We start from the raw sequence: 16,886 nt of genomic DNA, 5'->3' as shown, positions 1-16,886 counted from the left end.
TGCTATTTCGAATTTAGCTGAAGCAATCCCTTCCCAAGTAAGTACAAACTAACATTCAATGATAGAATCCACGTAGCTCTAACTCACTTGAGCGTGCCTTTGCTAAATAATTTACTCAAAAAACTTTATTGTTAGGAAATATTTTCGTGCTAAAAAAAATAGCGCTTCTTACTCTGGTTATCACGGTTACTGCCTGTGTTTCTCCTACCTCTCTCGAGGAGCAATCTGTAGCCCCAAACTACCAGACTAAAGAATCAGTTTTGATTTCAGTTATCGACCAACGTCAACGAGTCCTTCAGGGAAAAAAGAAAACTTTTGTTGGTAAAGCTCATGTATCTTTTGGGATTCCAGTCGATTGGCACGTGAAACAAGTGCTTGCTACAGAACCGGGTGATAAAGAGAAAAACTTGGGGCAATTTTTACAAAGCCGACTTGTACATGGCTTAAATACTTCTGGTTGGAATGCCATTGAAGTTGATCTGGATGAGAGCCCTGAAGAGGAAACTATCAGGCGACTGATGAAAGAAAACAATGCGGGCAAAATGATTAGCTTGGTACTTAATGAGTGGTACTTTAGCGTCAATCTTAATTGGGTATCCGCCTTTAACTTTGATACTGATACCAATGTACTGGTTTATGATTTGGAAGAGGGCCAGCTTCTAACAAAAAATATCAAAGAGCGTGACGTTATTGAAGAGAAGGCTAGCCAATCTCCCCAAAATAATGTGCTACTGGCTTATAAGGCTCAGCTAGACCAAATAGTAAATGATGAGGAAGTACGCAAAGCTATGTCTTTTGACTAGAAAGCACAGAAGCTTTGCCAAGTGATCAGCAGTCATTTGTACAGATTTTATTATTAACTATTGAAAAGACCACTAAAAATAGTGGTCTTTTCTTTTATCGGAATAGACTGGAACTCAGTCCTCAGACTCCGAACGATATGCGTCGGCATCCAACATATTATCCAACTCACTTACATCGCTGGGCTTGATACGGAAGAACCAGCCATCATCGTAAGGGGAGGAATTAACGGTTTCCGGGGATTCTTCCAGAGATTCATTCACCTCGACCACCTCACCGGATACCGGGGAGTAGATATCGCTGGCGGCTTTAACAGACTCAACCACACCGGCCTCATCGCCAGCGGCCAGGTTGCTGCCGACTTCCGGCGTCTCAACATACACCACGTCGCCCAATGCATCCTGAGCGTGGTCGCTGATGCCGATAGTGACAGTGCCATCCTCTTCCAGTCGAGCCCACTCGTGGCTGGAGAGGTATTTCAATTCATTGCGGATTTCGCTCATGCTGTGATCCCTTGATTAAGCATCTCAATAGAATGTCTTGCTGCGCGTACACCTACAGTGCGGCGCTTAAATAACCGATTTACCGTTGCGCACGAAACAGGGCTTAACCACCTTGACCGGCTGCATTTTTTTGCGGATTTCTACTTCGGCGGTATCACCGACACTGACCGGTACTCGCGCCAGAGCAACAGAGTAACCCAGGGTTGGCGAGAAGGTTCCGCTGGTGATGATACCGCGCTCTTCGCTACCTTCCACCATCACATACTGGCCCGCGCGCAGGACCCCGCGCTCTTCCAATACCAGGCCGACCAGCTTGTGTTCAACGCCCTTCGCCTTTTCCTCTTCCAGCTCAGCGCGACCTATAAAGTTGCGGCTTTCCGGCGCCCAAGCGACGGTCCAGGCCATATTGGCGATGAGAGGGGATGTTTCCTCGTCCATTTCGTGGCCGTAGAGGTTCATACCCGCTTCGAGGCGAAGGGTATCCCGTGCACCCAGGCCACTGGGTGCGACTCCGGCATCCGCCAGGGCGCGCCAAAAACCGCTGGCGTCTTCGCCGGGCAGCATAATTTCCAGGCCATCCTCGCCGGTGTAACCGGTACGCGCCACAAACCATTCGCCGCGTGCCACACTCTGGAAGACTTTCAGCGCATCGATCGCAGCGGTCCAATCGATACCCAACACCTCTTTGGTCTTGCTGATCGCATTGGGGCCCTGAATAGCGATCATCGCCAATTGTGGGCGCTCGGTAAGGGTGATATCAAAAGATTCCGCCTGCTTGTTCATCCAGGCTAGATCTTTCTCACGGGTGGCGCAGTTTACAACCACGCGATAGCCGGGGTCTCGCAGGTACACGATCAGATCATCGATCACGCCGGCCTTTTCATTCAACATGCCGGTGTACAGGGCCTTGCCTGGATTGCCATCGAGCTTGGCCACATCATTGGCCAGCAGGTAGCGCAGGTAATCGCGGGCATCGGCACCATCGATGTCGACCACCGTCATGTGGGAGACATCAAACATCCCCGCATCGGTGCGCACCTGGTTGTGCTCATCCAGCTGCGAGCCGTAGTGCAGCGGCATATCCCATCCACCGAAGTCCACCATTTTGCCGCCCATAGCGACATGCGTGTCATACAGAGGCGTTCTGTTTCCCATTGTAAATTCTCAGTCCGTCAGGTTCCGAAGCGGCGTATTCTAGCGGCTTGGGTACTGGCCTTGCCAGCTGGCTATGCGCTGCGACATTTCTGCTCAGCTAGCCTAGCAGCCACCGGGATCAAAACCTGTACAGGTTGCCAGTGGCCGTCAAAGATTCCGCCGAGACGATCTGCAACCCCAAAATGAGACAAGCGGCGAGCGGAATTCAGTCGTCACGGCCTTTACCGGCCTCCTCAGTATCCTGTTCGCGCTGGGCCGACGTATCCACCTTGAGGCCGTGTCTCTTCGAGCGCCAACGCCACAGGCGCTTAGCCAACTCCTGGCGATCCGGTGTCTTATCCGCCTCATCGACAATTTCCTCGCCAAGCAGCGTCTCGAGGAGATCCTCCAAAGTAACCACTCCCTCCAGGCCACCGTACTCATCCAACACCGCACTGATCTGCATCCGCCGCGACAACATTTTCTGGAAGGCTTGATAGATGGTGGCGGTCTCCGGCAGCATCAACATTTCACGGCGAAACTCCGCCAGCTTGCGCTCCCCCTCCCCCTTCGCATGGGCGAGCAGTAACTCTTGTTTGAGTACAAAGCCCACCACACAGTCCTGATCGCGGTTTTCATATACCGGAATGCGGGAAAAGCGCCCCCTTTCCACCTCCTCATAGGCCTCGGCGAGAGTGGCGTCCTCCGGCAGGGAAAAAACCACCGTACGCGGCGTCATCACCTCGCGAACAGAGTGATCGCGCAGGGTAAAAAACAGATTGCGCAGAATACTCGACTCACGCTCCTCAAGCTGGCCCTCCGCCTCTCCTATCTCCGCCATAATCGCAAATTCATCGCGGCTGAATCCTGTAAGAGTAGGCCCGTGGGATAAGCCCCGCGTCAACCACTCGGACATTTTCACAAACGGATAGAGCAGCCAAACCAACCCGCGCAGCGCATAGGCGATAATCGGTGCCAGCTGGCGCCAATAAACGGCCCCTAGCGTTTTCGGGATAATTTCTGAGAAAACCAGAATCAACAGAGTGAGAATTGCAGAGGCAATACCCAGGTACTGGTTGCCAAAAACCGCCGCGGCCTGGGCGCCAGCCCCGGCGGCACCGGCGGTATGGGCAACAGTGTTCAAGGTGAGAATCGCAGCCAGCGGCGCGTTGATATCGCCCTTGAGCTTGCGCAACAGGGGACCCGCTTTGTGCCCCTGTCGTTCAAGCAATCGCACATAGGGCGTGGTAACACTGAGAATGACCGACTCGGCAATTGAGCACAAAAAGGAAAAACCGAGAGCGATAAAAATATAAGTGATTAAGAGAAACATATGTGCCTGGTTACAGCAGAATTAGGCTCCAATTCTTGCGCACTGTCCGCGACACAACAAGCCTAGAGAGCAGTAAAGCCCCAACAATACAGCTTGCAACGGGTCGACGCCTTCCCCGTAAAGATACAAGGAGAGGCATCCGCCCAGTGCCATTCTCGTTTGGGCTAGCAATACTCTGGGAGCCTCCCAGCTGAAAAACCAGATCGAATCTGTCTCGAGTTATCCAGTCAGTACTCGCGGTCTCCAGATTTGAGTGGTAAATCTCCAGGCTCTCCCAATCTTCGCCGAAACGAACACTGTAGACCCTTTGGGGGTATAAGTTGTCGGCAAGCGCGTGAATTACCAAGGCGTTCAACGGGTGCTCACGACCCAGAAGAATACACGCCAAATATCCAACGTAACGGCCTACAGCTGCCACCCGTTGATCTTTTTCGATCCAGCTCTACGATTTCAATCACTCGGCTCTCACAATCGTGTCCGCATACGGTCGGCCGATACTGCAATATAAAGACCCCGCGCATCAGGCGGCCATTCGGTGAAAGCTTGGGGCTGAAACCTAACACCTCGTTGGCCGTGGATAAATTGGGAGGCTTAATGCGCCGGACTCCTAGGAATACATCGAAATCTGGGCGGATATCACTGTTTTGGGAATCGGCCACAATGGCCAGGTGTGATTCCTCCGGAGACACGTCATAACTCTCTGCCCCCTGGATCCAGCAAGGAATCTGCCAGCCAAGCTTAACGAAATTTTAAAGCCTGAGAATCTGGGCGCCTCATTCCGTGACGCTCATAATACTAAAAAAGAAATCCAGACTAGATAGCTCGATTCAAGGCGAAAGTCCGTCAAAACCACGTTTCACCAAATAGTAAATCTGCTTTGAACTTTAATTCACGATGTCTTTTGCAATATTTGCTCTGCATAGCGCCTCACTTCCTGTGAGGGTAAGGAGCCCCGAGTGTGTCCCGGTGTAAAGAAGACAGCACCATTAATCCCATCGCCGGAAAGGCCAAAAATCTCCTGATCCTTCCGCTAAGTACCTGGGGTAAATGCACCGCAGAGCGTTTTGGTATCCCAGACTTTTAAAAAAACAGCCACCCAAACCAACCTGTAGGGCAATAGGTCATGGGCTTTCCTGTTAAAATTAGGCCAAATCGCCACTGTGGGCTACGACCGGTGCCGCACAGTATTTTTTGCAGCTTGCCGGCGCTACCCGCATGGTCCGAGTGGGCATGGGTAATAACGATCAGATCTAGTGCTTTAAAAGTAAGTCCCTTCGGGCGAGAAATTTCCAAATTTTTTCTCTGTACCGGGCAATCCAAAGTTCACCAATTGTTTTCCCTTTGAGCTAAAAATCAGGTGCGCGTTCCCCCCCATGGGGAGTACCGGAATTCTAATAATGCCCAGGTTTGTCATTGGCTATTGCTTGCTACCCTTGCACAGCTTGGATTGTCTACGACGGAACAAACCTGCGTGCCCCACTCAATGCACAGTACACCAGGGCAATGAACAGGCCGCTGAGAAGGCCACCGATATGGGCGGCATTGGCAACACCCACCCCAGTCAATAAAGTCATAATGCCCAGGGCGCACAGTAGCAACCATACCAGGGCCACTGTGAGGATACCTGTGGGTATATCGCGCCACTGGGGCTGAAAACGCTGCACAACCAGGGCGAATCCTACCAGGGCATAAACAACACCGGACATACCGCCAAAAAGCACCCGGGGCTCCCAAAAATACTGGGCCAGATTAGAGGCAACAGCACCGAACAACACCAGCACTACAAAAAGAAAACTACCCCCACGGGCCTCAATGGGCCTGCCGAGAATCCAGATACCCAGAGCATTAAACAAGGCGTGAGGCAGGGAGAAGTGCACAATGGCCGGGGTAAATAATCGCCACCACTGCCCCTGTTGTATATGCCAAGCCAAAGAGGACTGCGAAAACGGCGTTTGAGAAAAAAGCGCACCGCTGCTCCGGTCGGGATAAATCAGCAGGCCACTGCTTAAATTATTTATTTGCAAAAACCACCCTAAAAAACACAGGGCGATCAACAAAAGGCTGATCGGTGTTTTTTGCAGGGGAAAAGTCGGCAGCACAAAGGCTGAAGCTTTGGGCTGCCCATCCGACATAGCGCCCTCAGGCCCCCGCTGGGTTTCAATCGTTGCGTTTGTGGTTTGCGGCCCTTCACTTATGGGCTCACCATTCTCCACACGCTGCATTTGTACGCGATCGAGATCTAGCTCACCTGAATCCCAACGCTGTAGCAGCGGCTTCAGCATATCGGCTAAGCCTGCATCAGGACTGAGCAATAATTGCTGGTTTTTTTCCTCGGTAATACGCAGGGGCAATTGGTAGCGATGAATAAATCGCGCCAGCGCACTGAGATCTTTAGAGGAGGGGAAAGAATAAACGGTAATCCACTGGCTCAATTCAGAAAACCTTTTTTGCCGACCTGCCAACGAACATCATATTCCAGCAGATTTTATTTCTATACCCAGCGGCCAACTTGAAGCTTTTAAGTTAGCCGTTGGGAGAAAATACAGATTGAATAGCAAGCCCGCACTAAACCGCCATAGCCCGCATAATGATCCGTTTCTTTAACATGGGGCTGGCATCTACCATACTCAAGCCGGTATTGCGCAGCCAGCGCCAGTGGAGGTCGCCGGCTCCAAACAGGGACTTGAAAGCGCTCATTGCCTTGAGTGTAGTGGCATTATCGCCACGGCGACGACGCTCATAGCGCGCCAATACCGAGGCGTGCGCCGGCTCCAGGCCGCGAGACAGGGCGCGATCTATTTCATCCGCGAGCACACGAACATCCTGAAAGCCCAAGTTCACACCCTGTCCCGCCAGTGGGTGAATACTGTGGGCGGCATCCCCGACCAAAACCGCACCGGGGCCGTGGTAGCGCTCCGCGTGGCGCGCGCGCAGGGGGAAGGAGAAGCGTTCACTGACAGATTCCAGCTTGCCCAGCCGGCTCTCGAATGCCTTCTCAAGATTCAGGGCAAAAGCCTGGTCATCCAACATCATCAATTCGCGCGCAAGCGGATCATCTGCCGACCACACCACCGCACAGTGGTTGTCATCGCCCAGTCCGGCCAGAGGTAGAAAGGCCAGAGGGCCACTCTGCAGAAAACGCTGCCATGCGGTGTGCCGGTGGGGCCTCTCAGAGCGCGCGACACAGACCAGCGCTGTCTGATGGTAATCCGTATCCTGGCAGCGGATGCGCAGCAGGTCACGCACCTTAGAGCGGGCGCCATCTGCACCGATTAGCAGGCGTGTACGTACTATTTCGGCCTGCTCCCGCAATCCCTCGACCCCATCGGACTGTTCGCCCCGCGGCTGCAGGTGCCAGAGGCCGCAGTCGCGCCACCAGCTCTCCAGACGGAAGCCATTCACCAACTCCACATTGGGCAGAGCCTCGAGTCTCGCACGCAGGGCGGCGACAATAATACTGTTCTCAACAATATGCCCCAGATTGGGCAGCTGCACATCGCGGCTGTTAAAACGTACAGAACCGGTGCCATCCGCATCCCATACACGCATTTCCACATAAGGGCAGGCACGCTGCGTGGAAATTTCCTCCCAGACCCCGATCTCATCGAGCAGCGCGCGGGAGGCATGAGTAAGGGCTACAACCCGCGGCTCGTAGTCCTCAGATTGTTGCGGTGCGGTCTCAGTAGAGGCCTCCAGCAGGGCCAGGCGCATCCCCGGGTGACGCACAGCGAGCAGCGCGGCCTGGGCCATACCCACCATCCCCGCACCGACGATGGCAAAGTCCAAACGGTGTCTATTCATATCTAGCCAATTCCACTGTTTTACCGAATGATGTGCCGAGTATTGTGCCGTGCTGTGCAGAGCACCGTTAGAGCCCAAATCCCGCCGCCTGGCCAATAAACTGCTGTCGCAGCGGAGGTATCAGTGTAAGACCAAGCAACCCCATTTGGCGCACCACTTGTTGAAAAGGATTCCCCGAGGAGAACAGCGCCGGAATACGGTCGCTGAAACCCACGGTTAATCGCTGATCGCGCCGGCGGTTTTCGCCATAGGCGGCGAGGCATTCGAGCTGTCCCACAGCGCCCTGCTGCAACCGCGGCTGTGCCAGCGCCTGTGCCAGGGCATAGCAATCCCGCACGGTCAGATTAAATCCCTGCCCGGCCACTGGATGCAGAAAATGCGCACAATTACCGAGTAACACCACGTTGCGCCGCCACTGTTCCCGAGCCAAAGACAGGCTGAGCGGATAACCCTGCAGGGCACCCGCTTTGATAAACCGGCCGGCGCGCCAACCAAATTGCTTTTGTAAGCGCTGCAAACGCGCATCTTCCGAAAGCACACAGATACCCTCAGCCTCCTTCTCCGCGCAGGCCCAAACCAGAGCCGCGCGGTGAATACCCTCGCGCCTTGGCAATGGCAGCAATGCCATAGGACCGGAAGGGGTAAAACGCTCAAAGGCGACGCCTTCGTGGTCCCGTTGTAGAGCAACAGTAGTGACCAGCGCCCTCTGTTGGTACTTTACCGTGTCAATTTCCATTCCCAACTGCCTGCACAGCGGGGAATCAACGCCATCGGCGACCACCAACAACGTGCAATCCAGTACGTTCTCAGGGCCACCTTCAGCGGCGTTCCAGTGCAAATTCGCGCCGCAATTATCCATATGCACCCCTGTCACCCGAGCCGGCGCCAAAAGCTCGACCGGCGTCTCTGCCAGCGCCTTATGCAGAATGGGCCCCAGTGCCGCATTTTCGATAACTGCCCCCAGCATCCCCTCAAAACTGGCCTGTTCCTGTTCACTGGCAGATAGTGCTGCGCCGAAAGCGTGGCCCCGATCACTGACCTGAACGCGCTTGATTGGCGCGCAGTACTCACGCAGGGCGGGCCACAGCCCCAGCTGTCTGAACAGCTGTAGGCTGCCGGCGGCAATTGCGGTGGCACGGGTATCGAAGCTGGGCAGCTCAACACTGGCAGCGGCATCGGGCAAAGCCCTCTGCTCCAGTAGCCGAACTCTGAGGTGTGGACAAAAATGCGCCAGCATCAGTGCCAGACTGGCGCCCGCCATACCGCCACCGACAATAGCCACATCCACCCGCTGTTGCGGCTCACTCATTGCAGTCTCCCCCGGCCCAGCGACCGGAAAGAGTCCGGGAGCGGGGCTACTAAATCTCAAATTAAACTAGTGGGTCAGAAAATCCCGGCCGTGACGCATGGTGTACTCGATATCGCGCACGGGTTTCGGTGCGCCATCGGACAGAACGGATGCCCCTTGCTCGGTCAGGGCAACATCGCCCTCTATGCGAATTCCCATACCGCGAAACTCTATGGGTATTTGCTCATCGTTCGCGGGTATATAGATGCCGGGCTCGACGGTCATCACCATCCCCGGTTCCAGTTGGCGCCAGGCACCCTGGACCCGATAATCGCCCACATCGTGAACATCCGTCCCCCGCCAATGGCCAACCCGATGCCTATAAAAGGGCTGGTAGGCACCGCAGTCCAACAAGTTGCGCAGATTATCGCGCAACAGTCCCAGATCCAATAACCCGCGGGTGATCACTTCCACGCTGGCAGTATGCGGATCGTTTCAGTGATTGCCCACGCGCACCCGCTCTATCGCCGCTCGCTGCGCCGCCAGGTCAACTTCATAAAGTGCCTTTGGCGCAATTCCCATAGTTGGTAATCCAGGTCCACCATTTCCGGGGACCTCTTATTGCCAGGAGCTTCCTCTATGGCTTGCCGATGAGCCCGCAGGCGCCAATCCAGATGTGCATAACGCCCCATAGGAAAATAAACGCGCTCACGCCCTCCCAATAATCCGGGCAGATTATCGTCGAGGTCACTGATAGGGAACGCATCGGACAGGCCAAACTGGCTCAGGGCTCGCTCGGGACCCAGACGTGGCCCCTCCCAACACTCTTTTTCTCTTTCTCGCTCACGACAAAACAGCAGAGTCTCACCCTGGCTGCGACCGAGCAATAAGACCAGTAGGGCCTCAGGCTCGGGAAAACCGGTCAAATAGAGAAAGTCACTATCCTGGCGACAAGGAAAGTAGGTATCAAGGGAGGGCAACTGCTCAGTGCCCGAAGCAATAATCGCGATGCTATTAGGGGCCAGTTCTGCCAGTAATTGGGTGCGACGACGTGCGTACTCCACCATACCAACCCCCGTATATTTTTCGCCAGAGGACATCAGTGGACGGTTGGGCCGCCGCTAGCTTTATTTCCACGCACCTCGGTAAAAATATTGAGCACCGCAACCCGCACATACTCTTGTAGCTCAATCAGTTGCTGCTCCGCTTCTTCGCTAGCATCAACGTGGTCGGCATCCACCTGAGCGATTGCGCCAATATCTTTTAGCGCCTCCTCACTGGTGGGTAGCAGCTTCACTTTAGCGCCACCGATGCCGAATCCATGTAGAAAACCCGCACACCAATGCCCGAGAGCCAGTGTGCGCGAAACGATGTCTTCATCGTCACAGAGCACTAACTGAAAAGAAAAATCTGAGCCTCCCAATTGCTTGCGGCTCTCCTCCGCTAACTGCAACAAATCCCGGTCCAAATCGGCAGGCACAGCCTCCACATCGAGCAGGGCCGCCAACTCACTCTGCCAGCGTTTTTTATCCGGCTCGGCTCCGGCGGCCAAAATTCCACAGGTAAAGCCGTGTAACTCGCTGGGGTCCACCTGGCCACCCGCGGAGAGAATGGCATTGGCAAGTTGCTCAAATCGGTTGTTTTCTGAAGTCATGTTTACCGCACAGTTTTCTAGATCGGGATATATTCAAGCGCCGCTGTGACAGCGATAAGTGTGAGAACTGGGGGTCCTCAAGGCAATTTTGTGATTGCCCGCGCAGGTGGAGCGATTGACCCACCATTTCGCCGGCAATATAGTAGCGGAATCCCTCGCAGTCTGTCGTGTTGCGAACCCAGACGTAGACTCAAACGCAGGAAATATGGATAAGCTGCAAGCGTTAGAAAGCACCGTAGATTCACTGATTGCCCGCTGCCAACAGCTGGCCGATGACAATCGTGAATTGCGCCGGCAGGAAGCCGACTGGCTGCGTGAACGCCAGCGCTTAATAAAAAATAATGAGGCCGCCCGCTCGCGGGTTGAAGCCATGATCAATCGTCTCAAAGGGCTAACGCAAGAATCCTGATGGCTGACTCTGCATTAACTTCTGAAACCGTCACTGTTTCCATTCTCGGCAAAGAGTACCGCGTTGCCTGTGCAGACAGCGAGCGCGCCGGACTCCTCGCTTCCGCGCAACTATTAAATGAGCGCATGTCTAGAATCCGCACCGCGGGGACTGTCATTGGCGCAGAGCGCGTCGCCGTCATGGCCGCCCTAAATATTGCCCATGAGCTCATTCAGGCAAAAGCAGAATTAAGCAGTATCCCGCTGCAAAAGGAAATTTTAGATCGCCTGCAAGACAAGGTTCACAATGTATTGGGGGAAACAGACCCGGAGAGTGAACCTCAGTCATAACTCAATGTGGGCGGCGCGACCAAAACATCTGAATTTCCAGTTAACAGCCCCCCTTTTGACAAGTTATAATTGGTACATACCCTGGGGTGTTGGCCAGCAGACTATGTCCTTGAGCCGATAATCTTACCCCGGTGGTTTCCAGCGGGTGCTGGTGTGCAGGTCCGCCATGCAGCGGAAAGCCTTATGTACTCCGGAGACCGCCACCTTGAACCTTACGGTTCAAGGCTCCGTCTACAGCCGCACTCTCGGGGTTTCCAATTCTATTCCAGTATTTCCCTACCCATGAACGAAGATAAAACCCAGCTGCGCCGGCGCTTGCGCGCGGAGCGGCGGGCACTCAGCGCCTATCAACAGCGTTTACACGGCCGCGCGGCCATTACGCTGTTAGGCCGAATTCCACAAATGAAGCGCGCCGGTCATATTGGGATTTACTGGCCTATGGATGGCGAACTGGATGTTCGCTCCCTTTTGCGGCGCTTTCCCGAGAAACAATTCTATTTGCCGGTATTACCGGAGGAGCCACATCCCCATCTGGGCTTTAAATACTGGAATGGCGCTCCCCTACCTTTTCGCAACCGCTTTCATATTCCAGAGCCAGTGCGAAGCCCCAGTCGCGCAGCGGGCTTATTGGACTTGGTCCTGGTTCCCCTGGTCGCCTTCGACCCTACGGGGGCCCGCCTCGGCATGGGAGCGGGCTTCTACGATCGCACTTTTGAACACAAGCAGCTGTTGCCGGGGAGCGGCCCGCAATTAATTGGCGTCGCCCATCAGTTGCAATGTGTCCAGCACCTGCCCACGGATAACTGGGATATTCCTCTCGATACAGTGGTGACCGAGCAGCGTATCTATCGCTGCCGCTAATTCGACTTAAGCAACGGGTTTCACCGTGAGCCGCTCAACAAAAAAGGCCGGACACCCTAGGGTATCCGGCCTTTTTTGTTTGTGCTTGGGCAGAGCGCCCCCCGGCCATGGCCTAACGGGTAACCACTCCCTGTTGCAAAGCAGCCGGCGGCTCCTGTTCCGAGGCAAACACCTCGGTCAAACCACTAGTGCTCAGCAGAACGCCCGCGACAAAGACAACCACAGCGATTGTCAGCGCATCGGCTTTCATTGGGACCATCCTGTACGATCTATTTTTTTGTTATGTGCGTTTCACTCCGCATATGACCGGTGCCATAGTAAAAGTTCCACGACCAAAGAAGATACTTAACAATCGAGGGAATAGTAACTGTTTGTTGAATATTTTCTGCGTTTTTTGTCGCATTATTGCGCAGGGTGGTTCGACATAATCAAAATTGTGGTCTATGTAGCAAAAATTTATTGAGATAAATTACTCTAACCTTTTCCTCTTAAGGTTTAGTTGGCCAGGAAAAATCGATAAGCCGGATTTTTAGTTTCATCCCAATAGGGAAATTGCAGTCTCTCGAGTAAATCCAGTAATTCCGCACGCGCTGAAGGCGCCACCTGCAGGCCCACCAAGACCCGCCCATAGGCGGCACCGTGGTTGCGGTAGTGGAATAGTGTGATATTCCAGCGCCCCGCCAAGTGCTCAAGAAATTTCCGCAATGCGCCAGGGCGCTCGGGAAACTCAAAGCGATAGACCACCTCATCGCGCAACCCTGGAACCCGCCCTCCCACTAAATGGCGGATATGTAGTTTTGCCATTTCGTTATCGGTGAGGTCGGTGACGCTATAACCATTCCCTTCAAGCCTCTCAACCAACTGACTCCGGTCGCTGTCGGCGGATACCTGCACACCAACAAAAATATGTGCCTCCCCCTCCCCGGCGTAACGATAGTTAAATTCGGTAATGGCCCGATCCCCCAGATCTCGACAAAAACGCAGATAGCTGCCCGGGCGTTCCTCAATGCGCACCGCCAATACTGCCTCGCGTTTTTCGCCAATTTCGGTGCGTTCGCTGATATAACGCAGCCGATCGAAATTAATATTGGCACCGCTACAAACAGTGGCGAGGGCTTCGTTGCGACTGCCGCTCTGCTCAGCGTACTTTTTCAATCCCGCCAGACCTACGGCCCCGGCCGGCTCGGCAATGGAGCGAGTGTCCTCAAAAATATCCTTGATCGCCGCACAGATTTCATCGGTGCTCACGGTGATCACACCATCTACAGTTTCACGCAAGATGCGGAAGGTCTCTTCACCAATTTGCGCCACCGCGACGCCATCGGCAAACAACCCCACTTGAGCCAAGCGGACACGCGCATCACTTTCCAGAGCGGCCTTAAGACAGGCCGCTTCCTCCGGCTCTACGGCATAGACCCGAGTCTCCGGACGCACATATTTGATATAAGCGGCCATACCTGCAGCGAGCCCGCCTCCACCGACAGGGATAAAAACCGCCTCAAGGTTGCCGGAGTACTGACGCAGCAACTCCATCGCCACAGTGCCCTGCCCGGCTATGACATCCGGGTCGTCATAGGGATGCACAAACACCAGATCGCGCTCCTGCATCAACTGCCTGGCCCGAAAAGTTGCTTCATCAAAGGTATCCCCGTGAAGAACCACTTCGGCGCCACGCATACGCACGGCATTGACTTTGATCAGGGGGGTGGTCTTGGGCATGACAATGGTGGCACGCACCCCCAATTGCGCCGCGCCCATGGCGAGGCCCTGGGCATGGTTCCCCGCAGAGGCGGCAATCACCCCCCGCGCGCGCTGCTCCGCCGGCAATTGCAGCAGCTTGTTATAGGCACCGCGAATTTTGAAGGAAAATACCGGTTGCAGGTCTTCCCGCTTGAGTAAAACCCGATTGCCGAGCCGGTGCGACAACTGGCGCATAGGCTCCAAAGGCGTCTCGGTGGCGACATCGTAAATGCGCGCGTCTAAAATGCGCTTGATATAGGATCTAGGCATGGCGTGTATCAGCTGCCGTTGCGGTTAATTTCTGTGCGCGACTCAGGCAAGCGTAGTAGCAGGAGTGGACGGTCAAGTAGCCGCCGCGCGCAACACCGGCAGGCCAGTCTAATCCCTGCCTAGCACGATTTCTATTTTTTTAGATACATTGCGCTTTTTTTTATCGAAAGATAGAGATAAAGCAAAAATAATTGCACAGGAAACTATCCAGCGTATGACCCAGGATGAACTGAAGCAGGCCACCGCTCGCGCCGCCATTGACTATATCTCCCCGCGCCTGGAGGCCGATTCCATCGTCGGCGTCGGCACTGGCTCCACCGCCAATTTCTTTATCGACTACCTGGCAGAGGTGAAAGGCCAGTTTGACGGCACTGTTGCCAGCTCCGAAGCTTCCGCAGAGAGGCTCAAGGCCCACGGCATTCCCGTGTATGAGCTCAACAGCGTCGATGGCATCCAGTTTTATGTGGACGGTGCCGATGAAACCAACCCCGCACTAGAGCTGATTAAAGGCGGGGGGGCAGCCCTGACTCGTGAAAAAATTGTCGCTGCCTGTGCCGAAGAGTTCATCTGTATTGCCGATGACAGCAAGTGGGTGGATACGCTGGGGAGTTTTCCCCTGCCGGTTGAGGTAATTCCCATGGCGCGCTCGCTAGTCGCGCGCGAGCTGGTCAAACTTGGAGGGGACCCGGTCTACCGCCAAGGTGTGATTACCGATAATGGCAACGCCATTCTGGATGTCTATAACCTGAAGATTGAGCGGCCCACAGCCCTTGAAGACGCCATCAACAATATCACCGGTGTCGTCACCAACGGGATCTTCGCCAAGCGCCCGGCAGATGTATTGCTGCTCGGTACCAGCACCGGAGTGAAAACCATCACCGCTTGATGGTTCAGAGATATTATGGGAAAAAATAATAAAAAATTGTTGCTGGCACTGCTTGGTGCCATCACCCTCAGTGCGGGCTGTGCCACCAGCCCGCCCAGTAATCTCGACAATATCTGTTCTATTTTCCGTGAGAAGAAGAGCTGGTATAGGCAGGCCAAAGCCTCGGAGGACAGGTGGGGGTCACCCATAGCCACTATGATGGCAATCCTGCACCAGGAATCACGTTTTGTGCACGATGCGCGCCCACCTCGAACCAAAATACTCGGTTTTATCCCAGGTCCACGCCCTTCGGATGCCTACGGCTACGCCCAGGCGCTGCGCAGCACTTGGCGCGGATATCAACGTTCCAGCTTCAACTACGGCGCGGATCGAGATGATTTTAGCGACGCTATCGATTTTGTTGGCTGGTACAACAACACCAGCGCGCGCCGGTGCCAAATTCGCTCCAATGATAGCTACCACCTCTATTTGGCCTACCACGAGGGGCACGGCGGTTTTAACCGGCGTAGTTTTAAAAACAAGGCTTGGCTTAAAAGGGTTTCTCACAAAGTCTCAACGCGGGCACAGCGCTACCAGCAACAGCTGAACAGCTGTGAACATTCGCTGCCAAAACGCAGGAAGTTCCTCGGTCTTTTTTAACCGCTGGCCACTGCGGATAAAAATTGTCGCAGTGGCGGGGAATCGCGCCACGATCTCTCTGAAACTGGCTACCCTGAAACTAATGTCTCAGCGTTGATCGCACCAGAGCTGTCAGCGGCCAATGGATACCGTACCAACGCCCCGGCACTGCAGTGTGGCTGGGCGTTCCCTAGAGAAGCAAAAGCGCCCCCAACTTTCAGGAGTGCCCAATGAAATCCCCTTTGAAGTATCTCGCCCTCTTCGCCCTATTACTCACTGTGCCCTTTGCTGTCGCGCAGTCTCCATCCCCACAGGCAGAGGCCCCCAAAATATCCATCAGTGAGCCCCAGCTCAAGCAGTTTGCCAATGCCTACCGCTCAATTGTTATGTTGAGCCGAGAATATGCACCCAAGCTTAAAGCGGCCGCCGATATCAAGGAGGCTGAGGCCCTAAATAAGGAGGCACAAGGCAAAATGGTCGCAGCTATTGAAAAGGCTGGATTGTCAAAAAGTAAATACCAGGAAATCGCCAGCAGTATTAAATCAAACCCCGCTCTGCTGGAAAAGGTCAATAAAATACTGCAGCAAAGCCACAGTCCAAAACCGCAATAATCCTGACAGGGCGACCTCACTAAATTCTTAGTCGGCCTGTTTACCGGGTGAATGCGGCACAGAGATGTGCCGCTGCCTGCGTTGAAATACCTCAGTTTGTTCTATCGGCACCAGCTTTATACGGGCGAAAAGCTCTTGAAAGGGGTTATTCATATAGCTTTTCTGTGAATAATGGGCCGTCTAACTCAGTGTGATCCCCAGCACCTGACATATTGTGGGCAAATTCTTTTTTACCCAGCTGCGATCAAAAGAGCCCCAATCCCGCAGTAGGTAATAGCCGTCATTGTGGCGCACACCCTCCTGGACAAATTCCACCTGAGTGCCGTGACCAGGTAACCCTTTGGCGATGATGTCCTGAACAGTACGTCGTGGCCAGCCGGTCGCTTCCTCAAGTGCAGGGTTATTGGGGCGGGGAATCTGCTCAATCAAATAAGCAATCAACATGCGTCGGCAGATTGTCGGATTCAATGGGCTTTCGACGGGCGTTGATGGCATCAGGCCACTCCTTTATTGCAGATTCTGATTTATTCTTAGCGTAAGTGACCATTCAGTCCAAATAGGTGGGTACCCCTGGACTCTGAACCCATAAATAAGCGTTCACTCTTAAGGCCACTGTATGGCTTTTAAATCCATTTATACCCCCTGCGA

Annotated in this window: 21 protein-coding genes and 1 other RNA gene; 9 read left to right on the top strand and 13 right to left on the bottom strand. The window is 54.1% G+C overall.

The annotated features are described in order from the left end of the window. The first annotated feature begins 146 nt into the window (after positions 1-146). Positions 147-803, top strand: a complete 657-nt coding sequence (locus ACCI51_RS05805; protein WP_371842925.1) for a hypothetical protein — start codon at positions 147-149, stop codon at positions 801-803. Between the two features lie 114 nt (positions 804-917). Here ACCI51_RS05805 and gcvH read toward each other — a convergent pair whose 3' ends face one another. From gcvH to ACCI51_RS05790, 3 genes are all read right to left on the bottom strand, one after another. Next, the gene (gene gcvH, locus ACCI51_RS05800) at positions 918-1,304 is read right to left on the bottom strand and encodes a glycine cleavage system protein GcvH (RefSeq protein ID WP_299581398.1); all 387 of its coding nucleotides are present in this window, start codon (positions 1,302-1,304) and stop codon (positions 918-920) included. A 66-nt stretch (positions 1,305-1,370) separates the two neighbouring features. Further along, entirely contained in the window at positions 1,371-2,459 is a 1,089-nt protein-coding gene (gene gcvT / locus ACCI51_RS05795) for a glycine cleavage system aminomethyltransferase GcvT (protein WP_371842924.1), read from the bottom strand. A gap of 205 nt (positions 2,460-2,664) precedes the next feature. Further along, positions 2,665-3,771 carry a CNNM domain-containing protein gene (locus ACCI51_RS05790; protein ID WP_299581392.1) on the bottom strand — a complete coding sequence of 369 codons (1,107 nt, stop codon included), beginning with the start codon at positions 3,769-3,771 and terminating at the stop codon, positions 2,665-2,667. Between the two features lie 958 nt (positions 3,772-4,729). Between ACCI51_RS05790 and ACCI51_RS05785 the strand changes: the two genes are divergently transcribed. Further along, on the top strand, positions 4,730-4,855 hold the full coding sequence (locus ACCI51_RS05785; protein WP_371842923.1) for a hypothetical protein: 126 nt from the start codon (positions 4,730-4,732) through the stop codon (positions 4,853-4,855). On the opposite strand, the gene ACCI51_RS05780 is transcribed toward ACCI51_RS05785, so the two are convergent. The 7 genes from ACCI51_RS05780 to ACCI51_RS05750 all read right to left on the bottom strand — a co-directional run bounded on the left by ACCI51_RS05780 (position 4,852) and on the right by ACCI51_RS05750 (position 10,514). Then, entirely contained in the window at positions 4,852-5,064 is a 213-nt protein-coding gene (locus tag ACCI51_RS05780) for an MBL fold metallo-hydrolase (RefSeq protein WP_371842922.1), read from the bottom strand. The genes ACCI51_RS05785 and ACCI51_RS05780 overlap by 4 nt on opposite strands. A gap of 158 nt (positions 5,065-5,222) precedes the next feature. Further along, a complete protein-coding gene (locus tag ACCI51_RS05775) occupies positions 5,223-6,203 on the bottom strand; it encodes a rhomboid family intramembrane serine protease (protein WP_371842921.1) in 981 nt (326 codons plus the stop codon). Positions 6,204-6,336: 133 nt separating this feature from the next. Beyond that, entirely contained in the window at positions 6,337-7,572 is a 1,236-nt protein-coding gene (locus ACCI51_RS05770; RefSeq protein ID WP_371842920.1) for a UbiH/UbiF/VisC/COQ6 family ubiquinone biosynthesis hydroxylase, read from the bottom strand. A gap of 67 nt (positions 7,573-7,639) precedes the next feature. Beyond that, positions 7,640-8,881, bottom strand: coding sequence for a 2-octaprenyl-6-methoxyphenyl hydroxylase (gene ubiH / locus ACCI51_RS05765; protein ID WP_371842919.1), 1,242 nt, complete (start codon positions 8,879-8,881; stop codon positions 7,640-7,642). A 66-nt stretch (positions 8,882-8,947) separates the two neighbouring features. Beyond that, the gene (locus ACCI51_RS05760; protein WP_371842918.1) at positions 8,948-9,334 is read right to left on the bottom strand and encodes a M24 family metallopeptidase; all 387 of its coding nucleotides are present in this window, start codon (positions 9,332-9,334) and stop codon (positions 8,948-8,950) included. 47 nt (positions 9,335-9,381) lie between these two features. Further along, entirely contained in the window at positions 9,382-9,927 is a 546-nt protein-coding gene (locus ACCI51_RS05755; RefSeq protein ID WP_371842917.1) for an aminopeptidase P N-terminal domain-containing protein, read from the bottom strand. Positions 9,928-9,959: 32 nt separating this feature from the next. Further along, positions 9,960-10,514, bottom strand: coding sequence for a UPF0149 family protein (locus ACCI51_RS05750; RefSeq protein ID WP_371842916.1), 555 nt, complete (start codon positions 10,512-10,514; stop codon positions 9,960-9,962). Between the two features lie 115 nt (positions 10,515-10,629). Here ACCI51_RS05750 and ACCI51_RS05745 point away from each other — a divergent pair, with 115 nt between their 5' ends. From ACCI51_RS05745 to ACCI51_RS05730, 4 genes are all read left to right on the top strand, one after another. Further along, positions 10,630-10,923: a TIGR02449 family protein gene (locus tag ACCI51_RS05745; protein WP_299581375.1), complete on the top strand. Its 294-nt coding sequence runs from the start codon at positions 10,630-10,632 to the stop codon at positions 10,921-10,923. Next, entirely contained in the window at positions 10,923-11,252 is a 330-nt protein-coding gene (locus ACCI51_RS05740) for a cell division protein ZapA (protein WP_299581373.1), read from the top strand. Before ACCI51_RS05745 ends, ACCI51_RS05740 begins: the two co-directional genes overlap by 1 nt. 75 nt (positions 11,253-11,327) lie before the next feature. Continuing rightward, positions 11,328-11,508, top strand: a non-coding RNA gene (ssrS, locus tag ACCI51_RS05735) — 6S RNA. Positions 11,509-11,534: 26 nt separating this feature from the next. After that, positions 11,535-12,113 (top strand): 5-formyltetrahydrofolate cyclo-ligase, encoded by a 579-nt coding sequence (locus tag ACCI51_RS05730; RefSeq protein ID WP_371842915.1) that lies wholly within the window; start codon positions 11,535-11,537, stop codon positions 12,111-12,113. A 112-nt stretch (positions 12,114-12,225) separates the two neighbouring features. On the opposite strand, the gene ACCI51_RS05725 is transcribed toward ACCI51_RS05730, so the two are convergent. Further along, entirely contained in the window at positions 12,226-12,372 is a 147-nt protein-coding gene (locus tag ACCI51_RS05725) for a hypothetical protein (RefSeq protein WP_371842914.1), read from the bottom strand. A gap of 236 nt (positions 12,373-12,608) precedes the next feature. Further along, positions 12,609-14,123, bottom strand: a complete 1,515-nt coding sequence (ilvA, locus tag ACCI51_RS05720; protein ID WP_371842913.1) for a threonine ammonia-lyase, biosynthetic — start codon at positions 14,121-14,123, stop codon at positions 12,609-12,611. Positions 14,124-14,337: 214 nt separating this feature from the next. Here ilvA and rpiA point away from each other — a divergent pair, with 214 nt between their 5' ends. The 3 genes from rpiA (at position 14,338) to ACCI51_RS05705 (ending at position 16,238) form a co-directional block, all read left to right on the top strand. Further along, entirely contained in the window at positions 14,338-15,009 is a 672-nt protein-coding gene (rpiA, locus tag ACCI51_RS05715) for a ribose-5-phosphate isomerase RpiA (protein ID WP_299581364.1), read from the top strand. Between the two features lie 15 nt (positions 15,010-15,024). Beyond that, a complete protein-coding gene (locus ACCI51_RS05710) occupies positions 15,025-15,648 on the top strand; it encodes a transglycosylase SLT domain-containing protein (protein ID WP_371842912.1) in 624 nt (207 codons plus the stop codon). A gap of 209 nt (positions 15,649-15,857) precedes the next feature. Further along, positions 15,858-16,238: a DUF4168 domain-containing protein gene (locus tag ACCI51_RS05705; protein ID WP_299581360.1), complete on the top strand. Its 381-nt coding sequence runs from the start codon at positions 15,858-15,860 to the stop codon at positions 16,236-16,238. 180 nt (positions 16,239-16,418) lie between these two features. On the opposite strand, the gene ACCI51_RS05700 is transcribed toward ACCI51_RS05705, so the two are convergent. After that, on the bottom strand, positions 16,419-16,733 hold the full coding sequence (locus tag ACCI51_RS05700; RefSeq protein ID WP_299581358.1) for a helix-turn-helix domain-containing protein: 315 nt from the start codon (positions 16,731-16,733) through the stop codon (positions 16,419-16,421). Positions 16,734-16,886 lie beyond the last annotated feature (153 nt).

This window comes from Microbulbifer echini, assembly GCF_041447225.1.
GTDB lineage: Bacteria > Pseudomonadota > Gammaproteobacteria > Pseudomonadales > Cellvibrionaceae > Microbulbifer > Microbulbifer echini.
The sequence above is the reverse complement of the archived record's forward strand: the minus strand, read 5'-3'. Positions and strand labels throughout refer to the sequence as shown.

Excerpts from the sequence above, each read along its gene's own strand:
- gcvH (WP_299581398.1), bottom strand. The coding sequence starts at position 1,304 with ATGAGCGAAATCCGCAATGAATTGAAATACCTCTCCAGCCACGAGTGG.
- gcvT (WP_371842924.1), bottom strand. The coding sequence starts at position 2,459 with ATGGGAAACAGAACGCCTCTGTATGACACGCATGTCGCTATGGGCGGC.
- ACCI51_RS05790 (WP_299581392.1), bottom strand. The coding sequence starts at position 3,771 with ATGTTTCTCTTAATCACTTATATTTTTATCGCTCTCGGTTTTTCCTTT.
- ACCI51_RS05770 (WP_371842920.1), bottom strand. The coding sequence starts at position 7,572 with ATGAATAGACACCGTTTGGACTTTGCCATCGTCGGTGCGGGGATGGTG.
- ubiH (WP_371842919.1), bottom strand. The coding sequence starts at position 8,881 with ATGAGTGAGCCGCAACAGCGGGTGGATGTGGCTATTGTCGGTGGCGGT.
- ACCI51_RS05755 (WP_371842917.1), bottom strand. The coding sequence starts at position 9,927 with ATGGTGGAGTACGCACGTCGTCGCACCCAATTACTGGCAGAACTGGCC.
- ACCI51_RS05750 (WP_371842916.1), bottom strand. The coding sequence starts at position 10,514 with ATGACTTCAGAAAACAACCGATTTGAGCAACTTGCCAATGCCATTCTC.
- ACCI51_RS05740 (WP_299581373.1), top strand. The coding sequence starts at position 10,923 with ATGGCTGACTCTGCATTAACTTCTGAAACCGTCACTGTTTCCATTCTC.
- ACCI51_RS05730 (WP_371842915.1), top strand. The coding sequence starts at position 11,535 with ATGAACGAAGATAAAACCCAGCTGCGCCGGCGCTTGCGCGCGGAGCGG.
- ACCI51_RS05725 (WP_371842914.1), bottom strand. The coding sequence starts at position 12,372 with ATGGTCCCAATGAAAGCCGATGCGCTGACAATCGCTGTGGTTGTCTTT.
- ilvA (WP_371842913.1), bottom strand. The coding sequence starts at position 14,123 with ATGCCTAGATCCTATATCAAGCGCATTTTAGACGCGCGCATTTACGAT.
- rpiA (WP_299581364.1), top strand. The coding sequence starts at position 14,338 with ATGACCCAGGATGAACTGAAGCAGGCCACCGCTCGCGCCGCCATTGAC.
- ACCI51_RS05710 (WP_371842912.1), top strand. The coding sequence starts at position 15,025 with ATGGGAAAAAATAATAAAAAATTGTTGCTGGCACTGCTTGGTGCCATC.
- ACCI51_RS05705 (WP_299581360.1), top strand. The coding sequence starts at position 15,858 with ATGAAATCCCCTTTGAAGTATCTCGCCCTCTTCGCCCTATTACTCACT.
- ACCI51_RS05700 (WP_299581358.1), bottom strand. The coding sequence starts at position 16,733 with ATGCCATCAACGCCCGTCGAAAGCCCATTGAATCCGACAATCTGCCGA.